We start from the raw sequence: 22,952 nt of genomic DNA on the forward strand, positions 1-22,952 counted from the left end.
AATTCATGTCTAGTACTAACTTTATATTCCAATACTTACACTGATCCACGGAAGTTTATTATCAGTGAAGGAACACCTAGATGGGACTGAAGCCTATTGGGTTACAGACTCATTCCTTAATAATTAAAGGAAGGTATTCGTATGTAATGGAATAGTGAAGACTTCAAAAAAAGGCTCCGAAAGTTAAGTTAATACCAAAACAATAAACAAATAGTTAAACCGAAGTTTAACGGGAATAAGTTACGTCGCCGCGTAGCGGACTTTAAATGTCTGTTTCCTATGTAAAAATTAAATATTTAGACGCGATTTAAAATAATGTGGGTGATTCTCATCGTCAATACAAAATCACCCACATTTCGTTTATAGTGTGACTTGTGTCACTTATTTTGATGGTTTTGCAATAGTGTTAGCAGTTTTAGAAGCATCGAATATGAAGTTACTCCACCATTCCATGATCTTGCGGCGTTCTTCCAAGTATTCAGCATTGTTGTAGATGTCACGAATCGTGTTCTTATCTACGTGTGCTAAACACAGCTCAATAGCATCTTTGTTGAAGCCCTGTTCGTTGAGCGCTGTACTGCCAATTGAGCGTATACCATGGCTCACCAACTTTCCCGCCATACCTGCACGTTTCATTGCAGCGTTGATACTTTGACTGTTCATGTGTTTGTCTGCTGAGCTAGCGCTTGGGAAAACATATCGTTGACCGAATGATATAGGCTTCATAAAGTTCAATAGCTGTAATGCAGCGTCTGAAAGAGGGATCTTATGGTCGCGTTTCATTTTCATTTTATCTCGACCAATGATCCAAAGCCTGTTTTCGAAATCTATCTCATTCCATTCGGCTCTAGCGCACTCATTTGGGCGGGTTAGCGTGTGAAGCTGAAACTCAAAGGCGCACCTAGTGGTAAGCTTGATATTTGCCAATGACATTTTTTGCATAAGAATATTTAGATCATCAGGCTTTATCGTAAGCATGTGTTCAGCTTTTGGCTTTTTGAAAGCTTTCGAGATGTTTTCGAACCGATTGAATTCAACTTTGCCGCAGTGTTGTGCATAAGTCATAACTTCATTTAAGCGTTGACAGACGCGTCTTACTGTTTCTAAAGCTCCTTTCGCTTCGATAGGTCGTAATGTTTGAATCACTGTTTGAGTAAGTAATTCGTTAACAGGCATATTTCCTAAATTCGGAAACACATGCAGTTCAAGAGATCGCCAAATGTCATCTGCATAATCATCTGACACATCGTGCTTCTTCACTTCAAACCATTCTTCAGCGACAGCTCTTAACGTGTGAGACTGTGCTATCTGAGCATTAAAACGTTGGTTATCTCTGTGAGTTTTGGGATCTACACCCTCGGCTACCAACTGTCGCATCTCTCTTGTTTTTTCTCTCGCAGATGCGAGAGTGATGTCGGGAAATGCACCAAGGCTTATGTTCTTACGTTTTTTAGTAGTTGGATGGATGTAGTTGAAAATCCAAAGTTTTGCGCCATTCGGCTTTATACGTAAGTACAGACCGTTGCCATCGGCAAGCGAATATTCTTTTTCTAAGGGCTTAGCTTTGGTTACTTGAGTTGGTGATAAAGGCTTGATTTGCTTAGCCATTTTAATGGTTCCTTTCTGATGTAACACCAATTTGTGTTGTTATTGGTTAGTGTTACGCAGAATGTTACTAAATGACTGAGATTAAGTGAATCTTGATGAGACGTCCTGAACCACTTAAAGCTAGATGGGTCAAGGGTTTAGAAAAGAAAACGGGACGTCCTGAGACGTCCCGTTACTAGTGATTGGTGGAGCTGGCGGGAGTTGAACCCGCGTCCGAAAACCGTTCATCATTGGTACTACATGCTTAGTCGATCTTTAATTTCGCCACCCACCTGCGAACCGACACGCTAATGAATGACTAGCCTGAATTAAAATTCGCCGTTCATCTCTCAGGCGGGAGAATCCGGGCTAGCGCGTTTGGGTTTGATCCCTCGTTATTCCCCGTCTTACGTGCGGAAGCTAGGGCGAGAGAGCTCTGAGCAGGTTATTAAGCTGCTAGTGCGTAGTTTTCGTCGTTTGCGACTATTTTTTTGCGGTTTGTTAACGAGGCCTACCGCACCTCGGCATGCACCTCAGACTTCTGAATTCCCGTCGAATCCTAAATCAGCCCCAGGTAATATTCGCATAGTAACAGAAAAGCATTGGCTGTCCAGTACTATGCGTTTAAGTGGTCAAGATTAACGCAGTGTACTCTTCATTACGCGTGCTTTCTCTCTTGCCCAGTCTTTTTCTTTTAAATCCGTACGTTTATCGTGCAGCTTTTTACCTTTTGCTACGCCAATTTTTAGTTTCACCCAAGAGCGAGACCAGTACAGAGAGAGCGCCGTTAATGTCATACCTTCACGGTTCACACGTCCGAATAGGTTGTCTAGTTCACGACGACTCATTAGTAGTTTACGCACACGTGTGGGGTTCGCCACAACGTGTGTCGATGCCTGATTTAAAGGAGTGATTGTCATGCCACTCACAAAGGCTTCACCGTCACGCATAAATACGTAACTTTCAGAAATATTGGCTTTACCTTGGCGAAGGGCTTTCACTTCCCAACCTTGGAGCTCCAAGCCAGCTTCGATTTCATCATCGATGAAATACTCGTGGCGAGCTTTTTTATTCAGCGCGATAGTATTGCTACCCGCTTTTTGTTTCGTTTTTTTCTTTGCCATAATAGCGACATTATACGGGTTGGATATCGGATAGGAAATCCTTTTATTTGCGCAATCGTGGAATAAAAGTAAAATTGGCAGGAGCTTTAAATCTGTACATGTATCGATAGGAGTATGTATGAAGCAAGTCAGCCGTTCTGCGCTTGTGTCTTTTAGTGCTGAACAGATGTTCAATCTGGTTAACGATGTTGCTAAATACCCTGAGTTTCTGCCTGGTTGCTCGGGCTCTAGAATCATTGAGTCTTCGGGTAATGGTATGGTGGCTTCTGTCGATGTGGCGAAGGCTGGTATCAGCAAAACGTTTACTACTTCAAATGAGCTGATCCCAGGGCAAGCAATTATGATGAACTTGGTGGATGGTCCGTTTAAGACATTGCGTGGTGGTTGGATTTTTACCGCGCTAGATGAGCAAGCTTGCAAGGTTGAGCTAAAGCTTGAGTTTGAATTCTCAAGTAAAATGATTGAGATGGCCTTCGGTAAGGTTTTTAACGAGCTTACCAGTAACATGGTAAATGCATTCACTAAACGCGCAAAACAGGTCTACGAGTGTTATGAGTATTGAGTCAGATATGATTCACGTAGAGGTTGTCTATGCTCTTCCTCATGAACAGCGTGTATTTAATTTAGTGGTGAATAATCACGCAACGGTAGAAGAGATCATTCGACAATCTGGCGTGTTAGAGTTATACCCTGAAATTGATTTATCTAAGAATAAAGTGGGTGTGTTTAGTCGTAATGTGAAGTTAGATGCGACCGTTCGAGATCGAGATCGAATAGAGATATATCGTCCGTTACTCGCAGACCCGAAAGAGATTCGTCGTAAGCGGGCGGAGCAGGCTAAAGCCGAGGGGAATGCAGACCCAGTCACCGGTGGTAAGCCTAGCTCTGTACGTAAGAATAAGTAGACTTGATATCAATCCCAATGGATGGCGTCATTGATTCAAAGTGTGATTGCGCGATATCTAGATAATAAAAAACCTCTCATGTGAGAGGTTTTTTGCAAAAGTCGTTTACTGAATCTGCTCGTAAAAAGCGTCACTTTTTGGGAAGTCACCACTGATATCTGCGAGTGTGCCTTGATCGTTAAAGTTAACGATCAGGTCTTTTTGCACTGGATCACCGTGACCAGGAGTATGGTGATAAATGTAGTACCAAGTGTTTGGGTAGCCGTTTTCAATAAGCATTGGCGACCCTAGTACGAAGCGAACCTGTGCTTTAGTCATCCCAAACTTTAATTTATCTACCGCACTTTGTTCTACATAGTTGCCTTGGTTGATATCAATGCGATAAACCAGTTTTTCCAATACCGAACATCCTGTCAGCAATGTCATTGCTAATGGTACGGCAACTAACCACTTCTTTAATTGCATAATAATTTCTTAGTAACCTTTAAAATACTGCGCTGATAATAAACAAGCTCGACGCAGATGTAAAAAGCTATGCGTCGTATGATAGGAAATCTGACAACGAATTTTGAGTTGAGTTGCATTTATTGATTCTCTCACATGTATGTTTATGTCGATGAGCGGTTTTCTATCCAGTTTAAGCGGTAACTAATGACAAATAGCCAAGTTATTGAGCTATGGGGTGGCACTGACCATTATTTCGAAAGGGAATCAGCACCCAAGCACTTTGATATGGTGATGGGGGAGGTAGAGTCACGGAGCAGTGTTCGTGACTCTATCTTTGGAAGAGTATGGCTAAGCGGCGATGAGGAGCTCTTTGGCGTTTGCAAGGGTAGAATCTGTAATTTGGCTACCTCCAAGTAGGCGAGCTAATTCTGCCACACGCTGTTGTTCATCTAATGCGTGCATTTGTGTTTCGGTTTGGCCTGCTTTGGTTTGTTTAGCCACGAACATTTGTTGATGGCCACACCCCGCAACTTGAGGGAGGTGAGTGACACATAATACCTGAGTAGACTCGCCAAGCTTGCGTAGCATTTTGCCGACGACTGCTGCTGTTGGACCACTAATACCGACATCCACCTCATCGAAGATCAAGCTTGGTGTATCCACTTTCTGAGCGGTAATCACTTGAATAGCTAATGAGATGCGTGATAGCTCACCGCCTGACGCAACTTTTGCTATAGGTTGCAATGGTTGCCCTGGGTTGGTCGATACTAAGAAGCACACACTGTCCATGCCAAGTGGTGATGGGTGCGTGTTTTCATTGCTGACTTCGATATTGAATACCGCTTTTTCCATGCTCAATTCGTGCATGCTTTGTGTGATCAGTTTGTTCAGTTCTTTTGCGTAACGGCTGCGTGATTTGTGTAGTTTTTCTGCTTGGTTTAGGAAGCTTTGGTACTTTTGTTCCACTTCTTGCGCGAGTTCATCTAAACGTTCATCAGAGCAATCTAACGCTTCTACTTGAGCCAGAAGATCTTGGTGATGTTGGTATAGTTCTTCTGGCATCACGTGGTGTTTGCGAGCAACAGACATCACTTTAGAAAAACGTTCTTCTACATAAGCCATACGAGCAGGATCCACATCGATGCCATCTAGATAACTGCGTAATTCGTTCTTCGTTTCTTCCAGTTGAATCATCGCTTCTGACAACATGTTGGGTAGCTCAGATAGCTTTTCATCTAACTCAGCTAGTTGAATTAGGGAGTGATTGGCCGATTGCAAAATACCAAGCGCATTGACTTCTTCACCTTCGTAAATAAGTTCGATGGCTTGCTGACAGGTAGTGGCGAGTTCACCACTATTGGATAATCGTTTGTGCTCTTGCTCGAGCTCTGCAAATTCTTCTTCACCTAGCGATAACTCATTTAGTTCTTTGATTTGGTATTCAAGCAATTGTTTTTGCGCCTGGTTTTGCTGGCTATTTTCTTTTAGTTGCTTGAGGTTATTGTCTGCCTGACGCCAATGCTGGTAAGCACTTCGTGTGCTTTTTAGTAGGTTTAGATGACCTGCATATTGGTCGAGCATAGCCATTTGGTGTTCGCTTTTCATCAATTGGTGATGAGCGTGTTGCCCATGGATATTGATCAGCAGTTGCCCTAGAGATTTGAGTTGTGATAGTGGGACAGGACTGCCATTAATGAAGGCTCTTGAGCGACCTTCTTTTGTGATGATGCGACGCAAAATACATTCACTGCCATCAAGCAGATCGTTATCTTCTAGCCAACGCGTTGCATGTAGGTTGTTGTCCAGTAAAAAAGCGGCACTAACTTCGGTTTTTTCTTCACCTTGTCGAACCATGCCGGCATCGGCTCGTCCGCCTAAGCAGAGCCCTAAAGCATCGATAGCAATGGATTTACCCGCGCCTGTTTCACCTGTGATGGTGGTCATGCCCTTAGACAGCTCGAGTTGTAAAGACTTAACAATCGCAAAATTATTAACACTTAGATGAGCCAGCATTTTTATTTACCTGTATAACTGAACAATACTGTATAAGAGAACAGTATATACTGTTTCTTTATACAGTAAAGACAGGTGAGAAAAAATTTCTGTGTGGGGTGCTTTTTTGTGATGAAGTGGGAAAAATGAGCCGAAGTGATTACAACGACTCATTAAAATTGAACAGGTTACGGACGAGTTGGGTTAATCGTGAGCGGCTCTAATGTGACTACTGCATTCACACCAGCACCTGGATGATCCACGTATGATGTGTCTTGCATTAGTGTGTAGTAAACGTCGACGAAGTCATCATCATTCGTTAGGACGCCGTCAGGGATCGTGTCGATGATCTTATTCGTGATTTGCGGAATAATCGCGTAAGCCTGAACTTCTGGATCTGGAATCGCTTTCAACACTTCTCCAGCAACTTGAACAAGGAGTTTTGCCAACTGTTTATAGTCTGTACCATCATCTTGTTCCATGAGCACGATGTCCGCAGCGCCCCAACGGTAACGAGACCAGTGAATAATGATCTGATTTGGGTAGTAATCTTGGTTATCGTAGTCTAAGTATGGAAGCTCTACTAAATCGAGAGTAGGTTCATCACGACTTGGATTGACGCCCGTTACGATAGCGTAGATTTCTGCCTTGCCAGAGATCCAAGGTTCTTTGTCATCGGCTAGACGGATCTTTTTCAACTGCGTTGTTTGAATTGGAGCCGCTTCGCCCACTGTGCTACTTGACAATAGCGGTGCATTTTGGCGTTGTTCATCAGCAATATATGGTTGAACTAAAGCTGGCTGACCGAGTTTTTTCATCTCAGCTTGCATAGCTTGCAAGCCTGCTTTTAGCTCTGCAGAGCTGTTGTTATCAACAACGAGTACAGGTACCTCAGGGAGTTGGTAAACATCGAGTTGATGGATGTTGCCATACACATCAAATGCTTCGATATATTGCCAATTCTCATCATCACCACTTGGTTCAAATGCAAATAATGGCTCGACCTCGCCACTTTGCCATGCTGTTATCATGCTCTCATTCGCTAAACGAACTTCCAGCAACTGATCTGAGTATTCAGAAATACCTTTCCAGCTACGAATTTGAGTGTCAGCTTGTACAAGCTGACGGCTAAACTCGGAGTTGGGGTTTTGTTGAACAAATGCTGATACAGAGACGCTAGTCTGTTGTGGAGTAATATCTCTTCTCAACATGGGTTCAATGGCAGCATAGTTCTCACTCAATTGTTGAGCGAGGGCACGCTTCGTCTTAGTGATATCTTCCGCTTTTGCGTTGGATACACTGTTGACTTGCGTTTCCTCTGATTGGCAGCCAATAAGTGCTAATGTACTGAGAACAGACAGAATGATGGTTTTCTTCATAATATGTCCTTTATTGATTTTATGAAATAGAGTTAATACTCTATTCATGGTGAGAATATCACCGGACATAGATCATTGAATTTGCTTTTCTATCTTTTGTGTAAACTTTGCCCACAGGATCAAAATTTATAAACTTCTCTTTAATGACAGCAAATATCGTGTCGCCTCACTACTTTGTGTCTATTTCTTGTCTAAGAAAGCCAAAAGCCAGTGGCAATTAAGCTACTGGCTTTTTTATTGAAGTCATTTCCCTGAGTAACAAGTGTTAGAACAATTTACTAGACCAACCAAGCTTGTTACGTAAAACGTGATAGTAGCTGTAGTCTTTGGGATGGATGAGTTTGAGCACATTTGGACTTTGATAGATGTGGATTTCGTCTCCTGGAGAAACAGGGAGAGACACTTGTCCATCACAGCTAACTTCTTGTGTTCCTCGGTTCTCTGGTGACACCACCAATTTAATTCGACGCTTTCCATCAACCACCAAAGGTCGACTCGACAAGGTATGAGGAAACATTGGCACGAGTGAAATGGCATTCAAGCTAGGCGAAAGAATTGGACCACCGCCAGAAAGCGAATATGCGGTCGAGCCCGTTGGTGTGGAGACAATCAAACCATCGGCTCGTAAAGAGAAGGCGAAGCTTTCATCAATGTACACTTCAAATTCAATCATATGGGCAATTTGCCCTGGGTGAAGTACAGCTTCATTTAGCGCAGCGTTGTGGCTTTTAATTTGTCCGTGGCGGTGTACTTCCGCCTCTAAAAGAAAACGCTCCTCTTCAATATACTCACCGTCGAGTACCGCTTGCAGAGACGCTTGGAAGTCGTCTGGGTTCAAGTCAGTTAAGAAGCCCAAATTTCCACGGTTCACGCCTATAACTGGTACATCAAATCGAGATAAAATTCTTGCTGCACCTAGCATGTTGCCATCGCCACCAACCACAATGGCTAGATCGGCATTTTTTCCTAGTTCAACTAAGCTAGCAAACTGACTCTGTGGGATATCATCCAGTATTGCGGCAAGGCGATCGTCAATGAATACTTTATAGCCCTCAGAGGTCAACCATTGGTACAACTCTTTATGAGTTTGAATTGCTTGTTGATCTCTTGGTTTTCCGATAATCGCGATCACGTTACATGGATTTTTCATAGCATTTCCGCATTAAAGAGGCTTGAATCAGGAATCTTCATCCCCATAATAATGGCAAGTCACCTAAATATGCGAATTTTTATGTGGTTAAAGCCCGCAAAAACGCGCATGGCTTTAAGGGCATTATGTTGAATTCTGGAGATATCATGAGCAACGAAGAAAACAAAGTTACAGAAGAAGAGCTTGATCAAATCATCGAAGAGGCTGAAAAAGTAGAAGCTGAAGCACAAGAAGTTGAAGCTGAGCTTGAAGAACTTGGTGATGAGACAGACGCTAAGATTGCTCAACTAGAAGCGGCACTACTGTCTAGCGAGGCAAAAGTAAAAGAGCAGCAAGATGCGGTGTTGCGTTCTAAAGCTGAAGTAGAAAACATGCGTCGTCGTACTGAGCAAGAGATCGATAAAGCACGTAAGTTTGCGTTGAACAAGTTTGCCGAAGAGTTGCTTCCTGTTATTGATAACCTAGAGCGTGCAATTCAAGCGGCAGATACAGAGAATGAAACGGTTAAGCCGTTCCTAGAAGGTGTTGAGTTAACACACAAAACGTTTGTCGACGTTGTGGCGAAATTTGGCTTGAAAGCAATCAACCCTGAAGGTGAAGCATTCAACCCAGAGTTCCATCAAGCGATGTCGATTCAGGAAAGCCCAGATCATGAATCAAACACAGTTATGTTTGTTATGCAAAAAGGCTACGAACTAAACGGCCGTGTGATTCGTCCGGCAATGGTAATGGTTGCTAAATAACCTTAACTGCCTGTTTTCAAATATAAAGCGCCCATCATTTTTTGATGGGCGCTTTTTTGTTTTAAACGTAAGTTGTTGTAATGAGCTTCATTGTATATCGATAAAATGGAAGTTTGATCCCCTTCATGTTTTTTCTTATTGGTTAATTATTTTCCTATAGGAGATTTCTTCTCATCTCACTGCGTGTTTATGAACGAAGAGGGCTATAAGTAATTGTAATTATTCGCTGTGTGAATGTTTGTCCTGCATAGGAATGTAAAGATAGTCATTTTTTCTACAATAATTCCGTTAACAAAAGTGTAAATTATCACTTTATTTTGTAACCTTCGTGTGTATGATTTGCGACTAATGCTTTAAAAGTAAGCATATATAACTACAAAGATGTAAATAGCAAACACAACATATCGGAGATTTATAATGGATAAATCGCTTTCTAGTAAGATTTTTATAGGCTTGTTTGCCGGCCTTGTGCTGGGAACAGCAATTCAGTACTTATTTAGCGGTATTGCGATTTTTGATACATACCTACTTGGAGCAGCAGAAGGCGTTGGCGGCATGTTTGTCTCGCTGATCAAATTGCTTGTTGTTCCTTTAGTTTACGTTTCAATCGTATGCGGCATTGTTGACTTGAAAGACATCAGTGCATTTGGTCGTCTTGGTGGAAAAACTTTTACCCTCTACATTCTTAACACCATCATTGCGATTACGGCGGCTTTGACTGTTGGTTTGATTTTCCAGCCAGGAGCTGGTGCTAATCTGGCAGGAACGGTATCTGAGGCCGTACAGCTGACGACGACAGAAACGCCGGACATTTTCTCTCTAGTTGTTAACATTGTTCCTAGCAATCCAGTACAAGCGTTTGCTAACGGCGATATGCTGCAAATTATCTTCATGGCAATTCTGACAGGTCTTGCAATTCAAGCTTTGGATTCTCGTGGTGGTCCTGCCATCCGCACATTCAAAATGGCAAATGAAATCATGATGAAACTGGTTGGATTAGTGATGAGTCTTGCACCATATGGTGTGTTCGCACTAATGATTCAACTAGGTGCAACGCTAAACGCCAATACATTGATGTCCGTGGCTGGTTACGTGGCTTTGGTGGTTGCGATGTTGGTGTTCTGGATCTTCTTCTTCTACCCAATGGCAGTGAGTATTGCGACCGGAACTTCTCCAAAGACTTTCCTACGTGCAACTCGTGAGCAGATTCTGTTCTCTCTATCTACCGCGAGCTCAAACGCGACTATCCCGGTAACGATGCGTACACTGACAGAAAAGCTTCAGGTCTCTAAATCGGTTGCTGGCTTCGGTGTACCACTGGGCGCAACGATGAACATGTCTGGTGTGTCTATCTATATTGCTCTAGCAACGATGTTTGTTGCGAACGCTTTTGGCCAGCCAATTAACACCGCAGACATCTTCACGCTTGGTTTGACTATTCTTCTATTATCTATTGGTGCTGGTGGCGTTCCTGGAGGTGGCGTGGTAATGGTAGGCGTTTTGCTTCACCAACTAGGCTTACCACCTGAAGGCTTGGCAATTATTGCTGCGGTTGACCGTATTAATGACATGTTCTGCACGTCTTCAAACGTTGTGGGCGACACGGCGGTAAACACCATTGTTGCAAAAACAGAAGGTGAGATTGGTAAAGAAGAAGGCGTTGACGCTGAGCCTGCTCAAGCGAACGCTTAATGTCTTGAATCATTTATTTTAACCCTAATATTGAAACGAGCTCTTATGAGCTCGTTTTTTTTGTTTAGGAAGAGTCGGGCATAAATACATTTACCTGAGAAATGGTGTTTTGTTGCGCTACAGCAGTGTGACGAGTTCCCAACTAATCAGAAAGAAACACATAAATTTCGAAAAAAGACGCTTTTTTTTAATTCTGCCCTTGAAAAGCATTTTGCCGCCCTTATCTATGTGGCATAGAGAAGCAAACATTGATTATTTTTGTTTGTGAGCAAGGGTTGAAACCCGATTCTCCTCCCCCCACATTGGGGTTATAACCAAACGAAAATAGAATTTATTCGGAGATAGCCAGATGGGTAAAATCATTGGTATTGACTTAGGTACTACTAACTCATGTGTTGCTGTATTAGACGGCGACAAACCACGTGTAATTGAAAACGCAGAGGGCGAACGTACTACTGCATCGGTTATTGCTTACACTGACGGTGAGACGCTAGTAGGTCAACCTGCGAAACGTCAAGCAGTAACTAACCCAGAAAACACGCTATTTGCAATTAAGCGTCTAATCGGTCGTCGTTTTGAAGACGAAGAAGTTCAGCGTGACATCCAAATCATGCCTTACAAAATTGTTAAGGCTGACAACGGTGACGCTTGGGTAGAAGCAAAAGGCCAAAAAATGGCGGCTCCTCAGGTTTCTGCTGAAGTTCTTAAGAAAATGAAGAAAACTGCTGAAGATTTCCTTGGTGAGGAAGTAACTGGCGCAGTTATCACAGTACCTGCTTACTTTAACGATGCTCAGCGTCAAGCTACAAAAGATGCTGGCCGTATCGCAGGTCTAGAAGTTAAACGTATCATCAACGAACCAACAGCAGCAGCGCTAGCTTACGGTCTTGATAAGAAAGGCGGCGATCGCACTATCGCGGTATACGACCTTGGTGGTGGTACATTCGATATTTCTATCATCGAAATCGATGAAGTTGAAGGCGAGAAAACATTCGAAGTTCTAGCGACTAACGGTGATACTCACCTTGGTGGTGAAGACTTTGATAACCGCCTAATCAACTACTTAGTAGACGAGTTTAAGAAAGAGCAAGGTATCGATCTTAAGAACGATCCACTAGCAATGCAGCGTGTTAAAGAAGCAGCAGAAAAAGCGAAAATCGAGCTTTCTTCTACTTCTCAAACTGACGTAAACCTACCTTACGTTACTGCAGATGCAACTGGTCCTAAGCACATGAATATTAAAGTGACTCGTGCAAAACTAGAATCTCTAGTTGAAGACCTAGTACAACGCTCTCTTGAGCCACTAAAAGTAGCTCTAGCTGACGCTGATCTATCAGTAAACGACATCACTGACGTAATCCTAGTTGGTGGTCAGACTCGTATGCCAATGGTTCAAGCGAAAGTTGCTGAGTTCTTTGGTAAAGAAGCGCGCCGTGACGTAAACCCTGACGAAGCAGTAGCAATGGGTGCTGCAGTTCAAGGTGGTGTACTTGCTGGTGACGTTAAAGACGTACTACTACTAGACGTAACTCCACTGTCTCTAGGTATCGAGACAATGGGTGGCGTGATGACTAAGTTAGTTGAGAAGAACACAACTATCCCAACTAAAGCGAACCAAGTTTTCTCTACAGCGGAAGACAACCAGAGCGCGGTTACTATCCACGTTCTACAAGGTGAGCGTAAGCAAGCGATGTACAACAAGTCTCTAGGTCAATTCAACCTAGAAGGCATCCAGCCTGCACCACGTGGTATGCCACAAATCGAGGTTACTTTTGACCTTGATGCGGACGGTATCCTACACGTGTCAGCGAAAGACAAGCAGACTGGTAAAGAGCAGAAGATCACTATCCAAGCTTCTGGCGGCCTGAGCGATGAAGACATCGAGAAAATGGTTCAAGAAGCAGAAGCTAACAAAGAAGCGGACAAAAAGTTCGAAGAGCTAGCGACTGCACGTAACCAAGCTGACCAAATGATTCACGGTACTCGTAAGCAAGTAGAAGAAGCTGGTGAAGCACTACCTGCAGAAGAGAAAGAGAAGATTGAAGCAGCAATTTCTGAGCTAGAAACAGCGCGCAAAGGCGAAGACAAAGAAGCTATCGATGCTAAAGTTCAAGCACTAATGACCGCTTCTCAAAAACTGATGGAAATCGCTCAACAACAAGCTCAAGCGCAGCAAGCACAAGGTGCTGACGCCGATGCACAGTCTAAAGAAGACGACGTTGTAGATGCTGAGTTCGAAGAAGTTAAAGACGACAAGAAATAATATTTCTTAACCAGATGGCTGCAAAGCCATCTGGGGTCGATAAGACTTCGTGTGCGGGCGTTTGGGGCAACTCTTACGCCCGTCTGTTTGTAAACGCTGTCTTTCTAGTTAAGTATGTTGCGGATAAGTGCACTTACCTAGAACGATACAAACACCAAGCGGTGAATCGATGCCGTTTGTAGTAATTAACTGGTGACGAAGAACATGTCAAAACGTGATTTTTACGAAGTATTAGGCGTAAGCCGTGATGCCTCAGAGCGCGATATCAAAAAGGCGTACAAGCGTCTAGCGATGAAATTCCACCCAGACCGAAACCAGGGTGATGAGTCTGCGGCGGACAAGTTTAAAGAAGTAAAAGAAGCGTACGAAGTTCTGACCGACCCTCAAAAGAAAGCGGCGTACGACCAGTACGGTCATGCTGCTTTTGAACAAGGCGGCGGTGGTTTCGGTGGCGGCGGCTTTGGTGGCGGCGGTGCTGATTTCGGCGACATCTTTGGCGATGTATTCGGCGACATCTTTGGTGGTGGTCGTCGTGGCGGTGGCGGTCACCGTGCTCAACGTGGTGCGGACTTACGTTACAACATGGAACTGACGCTAGAAGAGGCGGTTCGTGGTGTAACGAAAGAGATCGAAGTACCAACACTAGTACACTGTGATACCTGTGATGGTAGTGGCGCGAAGAAAGGCTCATCTGCTGAAACATGTGGTACCTGTCATGGTCATGGTCAAGTACAGATGCGCCAAGGCTTCTTCGCAGTGCAACAAACCTGTCCAACCTGTCACGGTAAAGGCAAGATCATTAAAGACCCTTGTAATGAGTGTCATGGTCAAGGCCGTAAGCAGAAAACCAAAACACTTAACGTTAAGATCCCTGCAGGTGTTGATACTGGCGACCGTATTCGTCTATCTGGCGAAGGTGAAGCGGGAGAAATGGGAGCACCAGCTGGTGACTTGTATGTACAAGTGCACGTGAAAGAGCACCATATCTTCGAACGTGATGGTAACAATCTGTACTGTGAAGTGCCTGTAAGCTTTGCGATGGCGGCTCTAGGTGGTGAAGTAGAAGTACCAACTCTAGATGGTCGCGTAAGCCTAAAAGTGCCTTCAGAAACGCAAACAGGTCGTATGTTCCGCATGCGTGGTAAAGGTGTGAAAGGCGTTCGCGGTGGCGGTATCGGTGACTTGATTGTTAAGTTGGTTGTTGAAACACCAGTAAACCTAAGCTCACGCCAAAAAGAACTGCTCAAAGAGTTTGAAGAGTCTTGTGGTGGTGAAGCGGCGACAAAGCACAAGCCTAAATCAGAAGGCTTTTTCAACGGTGTGAAAAAGTTCTTTGATGATTTAACCAGCTAAGACGTTAGTGAAAAGCACAAATACAAAGGCCTGCTAAAATGCAGGCCTTTTTGCATCTTGGTGTTCTTTCTAATTCCAGCAATCACTTGGTTCTTCGACATTTTTTGACGTTAAAGTAATCGTTTTAGCGCCAGTCAAGCACTCGTCGTCGTCTTGTCCCAGAGCCGATTTTGCTGTTGCTGTAATGGTATAGGCCGTACTTGCAGAGCTCGCAATATTGAAAGAAAATCTATCTGTGTCTGAATCGCATAGAGTGCATGTGCCTCCAGAGATAATATGACTCCAGTCGTACCCACCATCATAAGATGTCTCTAGCTCTAGCTGAATTCGACTAAGATCGCTCAAGGCAACCGTCCTATGAGACTTGAGCACATGATTGGTGTAAGAAGGGTAGGCGACAGCCGCAATGATCCCGACAATCACTACGGCTATCAGTAATTCGATCAATGTCATCCCTCCCAATCTTTTTTTGTAGCTGTTACAGCGAGAAATTCGAATCATCACGAGTAGTTTCCTTTTCACTTTTCCGCCTATTTTTGGCAGGTGATAGCATCTGTGCAAGATGAATTACGGCCCTTTTGCCGTTTACATAGGAATTTGGGAAATGCCTCGCGGGTTTACGTTGTTGGAGCTTCTTATTACTGTTGCTGTACTGAGTATTATATTGGCGTTTGCAGCACCATCTTTCCAAAATGTTTTTGAAACCAACAAAATGCAGCGCTTAGCTAATGAATTGCATGGCTTTGTTATTGAAGGCAAGTCTGAAGCAGTATTACAGCGTGAAAGACTTTGGGCACACATCATCATGCCCGGTAGTTCATCCAGTGATGGTAATTGGCGTATCGAGCTTACTGATAACGGAACGGAGGGGGAAGGGACAGTTTTGTTCTCTTTTTCAGGAACACCTTATGAGGGGATCGTCGTTACACCTAGCTACGCTTCAGACCAAATCAGTTTTGACGACGTTTATGGCCGTCCGTCATCAGGCAGTATTCGTTTTTATCCCGTAGGGGAACCTTCAAAAGTCCTCAAACTTATTTCCCACACTTTGTCTGCTCGCGTGCGAGTGTGTAGTGATAGCAGCAATAAAGAATATTACGGTTATTCAACTTGCTCTTAAAAGGATGATTATGTTTAAACAAAAAGGGGCAAGCCTTGTTGAGTTTATGATCGCATCTGCACTTGGGCTTATTTCTCTTGCGACAGTGGGGGCAATTTATGTGAGTGGTCAAAGGGTGATAATGGAACGGTCGAAAGAGCTAATGTTGTTACAGAACTCTGAAAGTGTTGTGCAAATGCTCAAGAGTGACATTCAGCGTGCTGGTTTTGATGGTAACGATGGCAATTCTATAAAAATATCTGGCTCATCAAACACAATTTACACTCTCGATGATGTTGATAGAGGGGTGATTGCTTATGCTTATTACATAGGTGTTTCTGGCGCTGGCGCTAGCTCTTTTCCTTTATATAAAAACGTAGCTTATGAGCAACGAGTTAGCACGCCAGAGTCGCTATTTGTTTGTGAAAAAAAGCAAACAACGATATGGGATGTTGATGACGTGATTAACCTTGCAGGCACTGGCTCATGTAAAAATCTTTTTGATAAGAAAGTTATTCACGTTAATCGTTTTGACCTTACTAGTGAACTGTTAGAAAGCACTGATGCAAAAAGTGTACTGGTGACCGTTACATTGGGAACCGAATTGAAAGATGCGACAGATATTCACACTCAGCAGTCGTTTACTGCGATGCAAAGGAACTGGCAGTAATGAAGAAACAACAAGGTGCAGCTGCGTTGTTAGTTGTGAGCGTATTGCTAGTTGTGGCATTAATGATGTCTCTCGGTAGCTATAAATCCCTCTTTTACCAAATTAAACGAGCCAATAATCAAATTGAAGCAAGACAGGAACATTGGCGTGCAGAAGGAGGGCTAGAGTGCGTCTATAGCAAGACAAAAATAAATAAAACATTGCCAACTAATGTGAATGATTGCATCACAGCTATGGGGCTTGATGCCTTAACATATTCCTCGGGCTCTTCAAGTCTAGTGACTTCAACGATAGGTAATCGGGAAATTAAAAAGACCATTAAACTACCTACAAGCAGTGGGGCTGGAGCGATAAAATCTAAATCCGACCTCGTGATTAATGGCTCATATACGAGCTCTCCAGATCCGAGTAAAAGTCTCGGTAATAATTTCTGGGAATGCACTTCTGTTCTTTACTACAACTTTTTTTATGCAACAAGTGTAAACACTTTTCACCCCTATCAGCTATCTGATAAGCCTTATTCGAGTTTCCCTGACAGTCCTGCAGGACAAGAACAAAAGTGCGCATCTACTCACTATAGTTGGGGAACAAGTGTTGCTGCATCTGAGAGTGATTATCGTCAGTCTTCGGATATGGATCCGTTTAAAGATGTATTTGATGTCCCTCGAAGTGAGTGGTTCGATGTGATGTCGGATAATTCCCTGTTCGGATATGTACCCTTGTCATTAAATAGTATGAAATTGAACTCAAAAGCAGATCTCCCTTCTCCTGTATTCAACGAGACATGCGCGGAGGGGATTGTTAGCAATATCGAAAATGGGAAAGATCTTATTTGGGTTTATGGTGGCTGTGAAATTAATACGGCCGATTTTACGAGTATAAAGAACGCCATAGATAATAGCCTGGGTGGGAGCGGGATAATTCTAGTCGTTCAAGACGGTATTTTTTCTACGATAGGCACGCAGGATTTCAAAGGAATGCTTTACCACTTTATTTCTCCGCTGTATACCGAACCTACAACTGGGGCTACATTTGATTTTACCGACTGGTCTGGCTCTGCCAATGATGCCGAATTGGATGGCGTCATAGCGGCTTTAAAAACAACAGTGCCTATGGAAAAGGCAAAGGTTGGCTATTTTCAGCACGGTGCATTTAACCCGTTAGGAGGATTTGTCATGGATGCACCAGGAACATTTGCACTCTTTAATGCCGCGTTATCATTCCAATACAATCGCGATGTAATTGAGGAGCCTCAAGAGAAGCTGAAGAAAGCACATTGGAAAAAGGGCTCTTGGAATGATCTCTAAACAAAAAGGATTTAACCTTCTAGAAGTCTTAATTTCTTTCCTGCTTCTTGGCGTAGGCGCGTTAGGTTTAACGAAGCTAAACGTGTATCTAGAACGTGAATCCGAATATGCCATAAAAAGTATTGAAGCACTGCGTCTAACAGAGAACCAGCTTGAATGGTTCCGAACGCGTGGTGCTTCGGATGCGCTTTCTACGATTTCTACTGCCAGTTTTGCCTCTATCGTGACAGGATCTTCCGCCACTGGAGCGTACACGGTGGAGTGGGATGTGCCACCTGCTACTGTATCAGGTTCACTAAAGACGATCATCATCACAACAAGTTGGGAAGATAGAATGGGGCAGACGCAATCCGTTCAGCTGAAAACTATGATTTCACAGTACAGTGAATTCGAAAACTAAGTTCAATTGCATGCATGCGCTGAGACAAATGCGGGTGTAATTCCTGTTTGATACCGGATTTGTCGCGGTTAATAAATGGTTTTTGAACTGTTAATCGAGTTGATGTGCTACTGTTTTTATTATGTTTAATTGAAGTGGTGTTTTTGCAAAATATGTCTCCAATTATGAAAAAAAATATAGAACCTTGTGCTTTCTCCATTAGTGTTTACTAGAATACTCGTTGGATAGTAGGCCGTATAATTATTCAAATAGGCCTTGGCACCAACATCATTCACTATGGAGTTACCATGAGTAACCAAGCTGTAAATAAGGCACCATCATCGAAGCCGAGCGGGATGGAGCGCTTTTTAAACTTTATCGAGAGGACAGGTAACAAAATTCCTGATCCTGCGATTTTGTTCTTCTGGGCATTGATCATTACTTGGGCGGCGTCAGCACTTTTGTCGAATGTATCATTCGATCTTCCAAACCCTCGAACGGGCGAAGCTCTTACCATCACTAATTTACTTACGGGCGAAGCGCTAGCAAGTTTCCTTGCGAACATGGTGACGACGTTTACTGGTTTTGCGCCACTGGGTATCGTACTTGTCGCGATGCTAGGTGTGGGCGTTGCAGACTCTTCGGGCTTTATTACGACGGGTCTTAAGAAGATGCTGAACTTCACGCCAGCTAAGCTTCTTACTCCAATGCTTATTTTGGTTGCTATTGTGTCGCATACTGCGGCAGATGCAGGCTATGTTCTGGTTATTCCTCTGGGCGGTATTATCTTCCATGCGGCAGGTCGTCACCCTCTAGCGGGTATTGCGGCAGCATTTGCAGGTGTATCTGGTGGCTTCTCTGCAAACTTTATCCCTTCTGGTATCGATCCACTACTTGCAGGCTTTACGCAAACCGCGGCGCAGGTTCTTGATCCTGAATACGTGGTTAACCCATTAGCAAACATCTTCTTTACTGGCCTATCTTCCATCATTATTGTAGCGATTGGTTGGTACGTGACAGAGAAAATCATCGAGCCTCGTTTGTCAAAAATGCCAATTGATGACGATGCGGAAACCGCGCCAAACCTAGGTTCATTTACTGAACTGGAATCAAAAGCATTCCGTTATGCAGGTTGGGCAATGATGGCGGGTATTGCTTTACTTGTTGCAGCGTTAATTCCAGAAACATCAGCACTTCGCTCGCCTGAAGGTGAAATTACTGCCTTCTCAGCACCGATCATGAAGTCTATCGTGCCGTTGATCTTTATTCTGTTTATCATTCCTGGTTACGTTTACGGTAAAGTGTCTGGAACGTTCAAGACCAGCAACGACATTATCAAAGCGATGGCTGATACTATGTCGACCATGGGCGCATACATTGTAATGTCGTTCTTCTGTGCTCAGTTCCTATCTGCATTTGCTCAGTCAAACATCGGTACGATGCTAGCGTTGTATGGCGCAGAAGGCTTAAAAGCGATGAACCTACCAGGTGAAGTGACTATCATCGGTATGATCCTTCTAACCGCGTCTGTAAACCTACTTATTGGTTCGGCATCGGCAAAATGGGCTTTAATTGGTCCAATCCTAGTGCCAATGCTAATGGCGGTTGGTATCTCGCCTGAGCTATCTCAAGCGGCTTACCGTGTGGGTGACTCTGTATCGAACATCATTTCGCCTCTAATGGTATTTTTCCCTCTTGTAGTGGTTTACTGTCAGCGTTATGTGAAGTCGGCTGGTATCGGTACGCTTGCGTCACTAATGATGCCATTCTCGATCGCAATGCTGATCGGTTGGTCTATCTTCCTAGTTGCTTATTGGATGGTAGGTATCCCGCTAGGCATTCAAGCTCCTTACACTTACACAATGTAAAAACGTGTAGGGTGTGAAAGCCGCTAATTGGCAGCCAAAAAGCGCAGGTCTTCGATCTGCGCTTTTTTGTTCTCGCAAAACGAACATCGATAGGTCTTGTAACTAGGTTTTTTGGAGTTGCAAACTTTGTCCCGTGATGTGTTGCTGTAGTGAAACCGAAGTTGGTGCTAAAATTCCTGAATTCAATCGTTTTTTGTTTCTTTGGAGCCTCCTTTGTCTAACCATCCGTTTACCCCTCAAGATGAATTGTTTATGCGCAGAGCGATGGTGCTTGCTGAGCAAGCAGAAGCTGAGGGGGAAGTACCTGTCGGCGCAGTGCTTGTCAAAGATGGTGAAATTATCGCTGAGGGGTGGAATCGCTCTATTGGTACTAATGACGCTACCGCACATGCTGAGATTCAAACACTGCGTAAAGCAGGCCAAAAGCTAGAAAATTACCGCCTTCTGGATACGACTTTGTATGTAACACTTGAGCCATGCCCAATGTGTGCGGGAGCCTTATTGCATAGCCGCGTTAAGCGGGTCGTTTTTGGAGCGCCAGATTTAAAAGCTGGAGCAGCAGGAACAGTGCTTAATTTGTTTGAAAGCCAAGCTGCTTACCATTACGCCTTGGTTGAAAAGGGGCTACTAGAAGATGAGTGCCGTACTCAGCTACAAGCGTTTTTTAAGCGTCGCCGAAAGGAAATTAAAGCGAAGAAACAAGCACAAAAAGCATTAGAAAATGGAGAGAGTGGACAAAAATATGGAAATAGTGAGAGTTAGCAAACATCTACAACGTGGTAGATGTTTGCTTGGACGCACTAGTGATTGACTAAATGTACAAAAACACGATTACGTGAACTTACTTTCTTTTTCATACATGTCAGTTTACGTTTACGTCGGATAGCAGCTACTGTGTTATTTAAACGCTTTGACTGCACTCTACGTCTTCTCATATTCAAAACCTCCTGCAGACAAGACTTATACCAGTAAAGCGCGGCTCATCGATGCTTGGCAATAGGCTCGATAATCGCACTAAACATTGTATGGTTTAAACGTTCTTCATTTGACTTCTGCATTGCACAGAGCCAGCAAACAATTTCAATACGGTGCTTAATAATAGGAGTGGCGTTATTTCGGCAGAGCGTAGCCGATAGCGCCGCTTCATCAACTGAGCTAAACAATGTGGTTACGAAGCAATCTGTTACAAAGCAATCAGTTTAACTAACGGTGAAAAAGGCGACCAACCAAAGGAATGGTTGAGTGTGGTTGGTGTCACTCAGAGTCTTGGATTCTAGATAAGTTTTCGCTAGGACTCAACAAAAATGACGAGCTCATGGGCTCGTCATTTTTTAGTTTACAGCGGGTCTATTCTTCAAGGCTTTCTTGTTCGGTGTCTTCTTCAACCGTGACGTCAGAAGCACCTGAGACTTGCTCGACGACAGCCTCTACTGCTCCTGATATCAAAATGTCGGGGTTGAGCGGCGGGATAACTTGCAAGTCATCGCTATTCTCATCAATCGCTGGTCTTTGGCTGACATGACCAATGATGGATTGGTAGTAACGTCGAATATTTTCTACGTAATTACGCGCTTCATCACCTCTGGCGTACCCATAGCGAGTTTGACTGTAGTAACGCTTCTGACGCAGTAAAGGCAATCTGTCTTTTACATCCGCCCAAGCGTTTGGATCGCCACCTTGCGCTTTAGTAAGTCGTCGTGCGTCCATCATGTGGCCATAGCCAATGTTGTATGAAGCCAGGGCAAACCATATTTTTTCATGCTCGTTGATACTATCAGGCACGCGACCTACAATGCGACGTAAGTACTCGACACCACCACGAACAGATTGCTCAGGGTCTAAACGGTTTGTTACCCCGACGCTTTTCGCTGTTGGCAGAGTAAGCATCATCATCCCTCTAACACCTGTTGGCGATTTTGCCGCTGGCTTCCAGTGTGATTCTTGATACGCCAATGCTGCAATTAAGCGCCAGTCGAACTCTTCGCTGTACTTTTGGAATAAAGGTGCCCACTGAGGCAATTTGTCATCCAGAGCTCGAATGAATGCGCGAGTATCAACGTAGTCAAATGCTTCAATATGACCAATGTACTTCTCTTCGAGAGTGGACAGTTCTCCTGATTGTTTAATGTTACCGAAAAACTCTATCAGCATCGCATACAAACTTTCGTCTTCAGAGCGTCGAGTAAACCACGATACTGGTTGATCTTCTGTAAGTTCAAACGCGAGCGCAAGATCGGGGTAAAGGCGCTGAGCTAGGGAAAGTTCCACAGAGTCAGTCACAGTAAAACGCAACTCACCAGTGGATACGTATTTAAGTAAGTCTCTCGTGTCAGCATCGCCAACAATTTCAAACTGCAGCTCTGGGTATTTCTTCTTTAATGCGGTTAGGGTCGGAACATATTGCGATTGTTCGACAATCTTTAATGTTTGCGCGCCTGCATTTGTATCTTCGTCAGATTCGCTGTCTTTCGATGCTTGGTATTCAATCAGCTGTTCGATATCACGTGGTCGAAGTTGCCCCTTTTTATACACAACTTGTTGGCTTACATAATAATAAGCAGGGCCCGGTCTAAAGCGTTTTACCGCTTGTGACGTTTGATTTAAGCCCGTAGCGATGAGATCAATATCTCCTTTCTTAAGAGCAGGAAAAAGCTCAGCTTGGCGAAAGGCAGGTTTAATCTCGAGCTTGACGCCGAGCTGCTCCGCAAACTGACGCGCCAATTCGTAATCCAACCCAGCGGGACCATCGGGACCAATATAATAGGAAAGCTGATTGTTTAGCGTGCCAACACGAAGCACGCCACGTTCCTGAATCTTTTCGAATTCACTTTTGGGTTCCGACTCAATCTGGCAGGCAGAGAGTAGTAGCACAGAAACAAAAATTAGAGCGCTGCGCTTGAGTCGGTTGAGCTGGCTTATTTGCATTAATAGGTACATCTTAGGAAATTTCTATTTGCCTTTATATCAAAGCGAGCTCATGGGGCAAAGTGAATC

At 43.8% G+C, this 22,952-nt stretch carries 20 protein-coding genes and 1 other RNA gene; 12 read left to right on the forward strand and 9 right to left on the reverse strand.

Features of this window, described 5'->3' with window-relative positions:
• Positions 1–381: 381 nt before the first annotated feature.
• The 3 genes from ACHFJ9_RS11240 to smpB form a co-directional block, all read right to left on the reverse strand.
• Positions 382–1,608 (reverse strand): integrase domain-containing protein, encoded by a 1,227-nt coding sequence (locus tag ACHFJ9_RS11240; RefSeq protein ID WP_159408096.1) that lies wholly within the window; start codon positions 1,606–1,608, stop codon positions 382–384.
• A 183-nt stretch (positions 1,609–1,791) separates the two neighbouring features.
• Positions 1,792–2,159, reverse strand: a transfer-messenger RNA (tmRNA) gene (gene ssrA, locus ACHFJ9_RS11245).
• A gap of 66 nt (positions 2,160–2,225) precedes the next feature.
• A complete protein-coding gene (smpB, locus tag ACHFJ9_RS11250; RefSeq protein ID WP_005391476.1) occupies positions 2,226–2,711 on the reverse strand; it encodes an SsrA-binding protein SmpB in 486 nt (161 codons plus the stop codon).
• 118 nt (positions 2,712–2,829) lie between these two features.
• Between smpB and ACHFJ9_RS11255 the strand changes: the two genes are divergently transcribed.
• Together ACHFJ9_RS11255 and ACHFJ9_RS11260 are read left to right on the forward strand one after the other, a co-directional pair.
• Positions 2,830–3,273 (forward strand): SRPBCC family protein, encoded by a 444-nt coding sequence (locus ACHFJ9_RS11255; protein WP_005391473.1) that lies wholly within the window; start codon positions 2,830–2,832, stop codon positions 3,271–3,273.
• Positions 3,263–3,616, forward strand: a complete 354-nt coding sequence (locus ACHFJ9_RS11260; protein ID WP_005391471.1) for an RnfH family protein — start codon at positions 3,263–3,265, stop codon at positions 3,614–3,616. The genes ACHFJ9_RS11255 and ACHFJ9_RS11260 overlap by 11 nt, the downstream gene beginning before the upstream one ends.
• A gap of 105 nt (positions 3,617–3,721) precedes the next feature.
• Here the strand turns inward: ACHFJ9_RS11260 and bamE are convergent, their stop codons facing one another.
• The 4 genes from bamE to nadK form a co-directional block, all read right to left on the reverse strand.
• A complete protein-coding gene (gene bamE, locus ACHFJ9_RS11265) occupies positions 3,722–4,081 on the reverse strand; it encodes an outer membrane protein assembly factor BamE (protein ID WP_005391468.1) in 360 nt (119 codons plus the stop codon).
• Between the two features lie 330 nt (positions 4,082–4,411).
• Positions 4,412–6,076 carry a DNA repair protein RecN gene (recN, locus tag ACHFJ9_RS11270; protein ID WP_104971335.1) on the reverse strand — a complete coding sequence of 555 codons (1,665 nt, stop codon included), beginning with the start codon at positions 6,074–6,076 and terminating at the stop codon, positions 4,412–4,414.
• Positions 6,077–6,243: 167 nt separating this feature from the next.
• A complete protein-coding gene (locus ACHFJ9_RS11275; protein ID WP_005391464.1) occupies positions 6,244–7,434 on the reverse strand; it encodes a DUF3103 domain-containing protein in 1,191 nt (396 codons plus the stop codon).
• A gap of 265 nt (positions 7,435–7,699) precedes the next feature.
• Positions 7,700–8,584 (reverse strand): NAD(+) kinase, encoded by an 885-nt coding sequence (nadK, locus tag ACHFJ9_RS11280; RefSeq protein ID WP_161444927.1) that lies wholly within the window; start codon positions 8,582–8,584, stop codon positions 7,700–7,702.
• Positions 8,585–8,730: 146 nt separating this feature from the next.
• Between nadK and grpE the strand changes: the two genes are divergently transcribed.
• From grpE to dnaJ, 4 genes are all read left to right on the forward strand, one after another.
• Positions 8,731–9,327 (forward strand): nucleotide exchange factor GrpE, encoded by a 597-nt coding sequence (grpE, locus tag ACHFJ9_RS11285; RefSeq protein ID WP_021034134.1) that lies wholly within the window; start codon positions 8,731–8,733, stop codon positions 9,325–9,327.
• 417 nt (positions 9,328–9,744) lie between these two features.
• Positions 9,745–11,019: a dicarboxylate/amino acid:cation symporter gene (locus tag ACHFJ9_RS11290; RefSeq protein ID WP_047010172.1), complete on the forward strand. Its 1,275-nt coding sequence runs from the start codon at positions 9,745–9,747 to the stop codon at positions 11,017–11,019.
• 349 nt (positions 11,020–11,368) lie between these two features.
• The gene (gene dnaK / locus ACHFJ9_RS11295; protein WP_005391455.1) at positions 11,369–13,282 is read left to right on the forward strand and encodes a molecular chaperone DnaK; all 1,914 of its coding nucleotides are present in this window, start codon (positions 11,369–11,371) and stop codon (positions 13,280–13,282) included.
• 204 nt (positions 13,283–13,486) lie between these two features.
• Entirely contained in the window at positions 13,487–14,635 is a 1,149-nt protein-coding gene (dnaJ, locus tag ACHFJ9_RS11300; RefSeq protein ID WP_005391453.1) for a molecular chaperone DnaJ, read from the forward strand.
• A gap of 69 nt (positions 14,636–14,704) precedes the next feature.
• Here dnaJ and ACHFJ9_RS11305 read toward each other — a convergent pair whose 3' ends face one another.
• Positions 14,705–15,136: a type IV pilin protein gene (locus ACHFJ9_RS11305; protein ID WP_176320256.1), complete on the reverse strand. Its 432-nt coding sequence runs from the start codon at positions 15,134–15,136 to the stop codon at positions 14,705–14,707.
• Between the two features lie 103 nt (positions 15,137–15,239).
• On the opposite strand from ACHFJ9_RS11305, the gene ACHFJ9_RS11310 reads away from it, so the two are divergent.
• The 6 genes from ACHFJ9_RS11310 to tadA all read left to right on the forward strand — a co-directional run bounded on the left by ACHFJ9_RS11310 (position 15,240) and on the right by tadA (position 20,720).
• On the forward strand, positions 15,240–15,755 hold the full coding sequence (locus ACHFJ9_RS11310; protein ID WP_167394139.1) for a GspH/FimT family pseudopilin: 516 nt from the start codon (positions 15,240–15,242) through the stop codon (positions 15,753–15,755).
• A 10-nt stretch (positions 15,756–15,765) separates the two neighbouring features.
• Positions 15,766–16,404: a PilW family protein gene (locus ACHFJ9_RS11315; protein ID WP_139059803.1), complete on the forward strand. Its 639-nt coding sequence runs from the start codon at positions 15,766–15,768 to the stop codon at positions 16,402–16,404.
• Entirely contained in the window at positions 16,404–17,711 is a 1,308-nt protein-coding gene (locus ACHFJ9_RS11320; RefSeq protein WP_343429716.1) for a hypothetical protein, read from the forward strand. The genes ACHFJ9_RS11315 and ACHFJ9_RS11320 overlap by 1 nt, the downstream gene beginning before the upstream one ends.
• A complete protein-coding gene (locus ACHFJ9_RS11325) occupies positions 17,701–18,111 on the forward strand; it encodes a prepilin-type N-terminal cleavage/methylation domain-containing protein (RefSeq protein WP_154204806.1) in 411 nt (136 codons plus the stop codon). The genes ACHFJ9_RS11320 and ACHFJ9_RS11325 overlap by 11 nt, the downstream gene beginning before the upstream one ends.
• 287 nt (positions 18,112–18,398) lie before the next feature.
• Positions 18,399–19,958 (forward strand): AbgT family transporter, encoded by a 1,560-nt coding sequence (locus ACHFJ9_RS11330; protein ID WP_005383758.1) that lies wholly within the window; start codon positions 18,399–18,401, stop codon positions 19,956–19,958.
• Positions 19,959–20,210: 252 nt separating this feature from the next.
• Positions 20,211–20,720, forward strand: coding sequence for a tRNA adenosine(34) deaminase TadA (gene tadA, locus ACHFJ9_RS11335; protein WP_395357431.1), 510 nt, complete (start codon positions 20,211–20,213; stop codon positions 20,718–20,720).
• A gap of 585 nt (positions 20,721–21,305) precedes the next feature.
• Here the strand turns inward: tadA and mltF are convergent.
• Positions 21,306–22,883 carry a membrane-bound lytic murein transglycosylase MltF gene (gene mltF / locus ACHFJ9_RS11340; protein WP_395357433.1) on the reverse strand — a complete coding sequence of 526 codons (1,578 nt, stop codon included), beginning with the start codon at positions 22,881–22,883 and terminating at the stop codon, positions 21,306–21,308.
• Positions 22,884–22,952 lie beyond the last annotated feature (69 nt).

This window comes from Vibrio sp. D3 (genome assembly GCF_043995865.1).
GTDB lineage: Bacteria > Pseudomonadota > Gammaproteobacteria > Enterobacterales > Vibrionaceae > Vibrio > Vibrio diabolicus.

Coding starts and splice junctions, on each gene's coding strand:
- ACHFJ9_RS11240 (WP_159408096.1), bottom strand. CDS start 1,608: ATGGCTAAGCAAATCAAGCCTTTATCACCAACTCAAGTAACCAAAGCT.
- smpB (WP_005391476.1), bottom strand. CDS start 2,711: ATGGCAAAGAAAAAAACGAAACAAAAAGCGGGTAGCAATACTATCGCG.
- ACHFJ9_RS11255 (WP_005391473.1), top strand. CDS start 2,830: ATGAAGCAAGTCAGCCGTTCTGCGCTTGTGTCTTTTAGTGCTGAACAG.
- ACHFJ9_RS11260 (WP_005391471.1), top strand. CDS start 3,263: ATGAGTATTGAGTCAGATATGATTCACGTAGAGGTTGTCTATGCTCTT.
- bamE (WP_005391468.1), bottom strand. CDS start 4,081: ATGCAATTAAAGAAGTGGTTAGTTGCCGTACCATTAGCAATGACATTG.
- recN (WP_104971335.1), bottom strand. CDS start 6,076: ATGCTGGCTCATCTAAGTGTTAATAATTTTGCGATTGTTAAGTCTTTA.
- ACHFJ9_RS11275 (WP_005391464.1), bottom strand. CDS start 7,434: ATGAAGAAAACCATCATTCTGTCTGTTCTCAGTACATTAGCACTTATT.
- nadK (WP_161444927.1), bottom strand. CDS start 8,584: ATGAAAAATCCATGTAACGTGATCGCGATTATCGGAAAACCAAGAGAT.
- grpE (WP_021034134.1), top strand. CDS start 8,731: ATGAGCAACGAAGAAAACAAAGTTACAGAAGAAGAGCTTGATCAAATC.
- ACHFJ9_RS11290 (WP_047010172.1), top strand. CDS start 9,745: ATGGATAAATCGCTTTCTAGTAAGATTTTTATAGGCTTGTTTGCCGGC.
- dnaK (WP_005391455.1), top strand. CDS start 11,369: ATGGGTAAAATCATTGGTATTGACTTAGGTACTACTAACTCATGTGTT.
- dnaJ (WP_005391453.1), top strand. CDS start 13,487: ATGTCAAAACGTGATTTTTACGAAGTATTAGGCGTAAGCCGTGATGCC.
- ACHFJ9_RS11305 (WP_176320256.1), bottom strand. CDS start 15,136: ATGATTCGAATTTCTCGCTGTAACAGCTACAAAAAAAGATTGGGAGGG.
- ACHFJ9_RS11310 (WP_167394139.1), top strand. CDS start 15,240: ATGCCTCGCGGGTTTACGTTGTTGGAGCTTCTTATTACTGTTGCTGTA.
- ACHFJ9_RS11315 (WP_139059803.1), top strand. CDS start 15,766: ATGTTTAAACAAAAAGGGGCAAGCCTTGTTGAGTTTATGATCGCATCT.
- ACHFJ9_RS11320 (WP_343429716.1), top strand. CDS start 16,404: ATGAAGAAACAACAAGGTGCAGCTGCGTTGTTAGTTGTGAGCGTATTG.
- ACHFJ9_RS11325 (WP_154204806.1), top strand. CDS start 17,701: ATGATCTCTAAACAAAAAGGATTTAACCTTCTAGAAGTCTTAATTTCT.
- ACHFJ9_RS11330 (WP_005383758.1), top strand. CDS start 18,399: ATGAGTAACCAAGCTGTAAATAAGGCACCATCATCGAAGCCGAGCGGG.
- tadA (WP_395357431.1), top strand. CDS start 20,211: ATGCGCAGAGCGATGGTGCTTGCTGAGCAAGCAGAAGCTGAGGGGGAA.
- mltF (WP_395357433.1), bottom strand. CDS start 22,883: ATGCAAATAAGCCAGCTCAACCGACTCAAGCGCAGCGCTCTAATTTTT.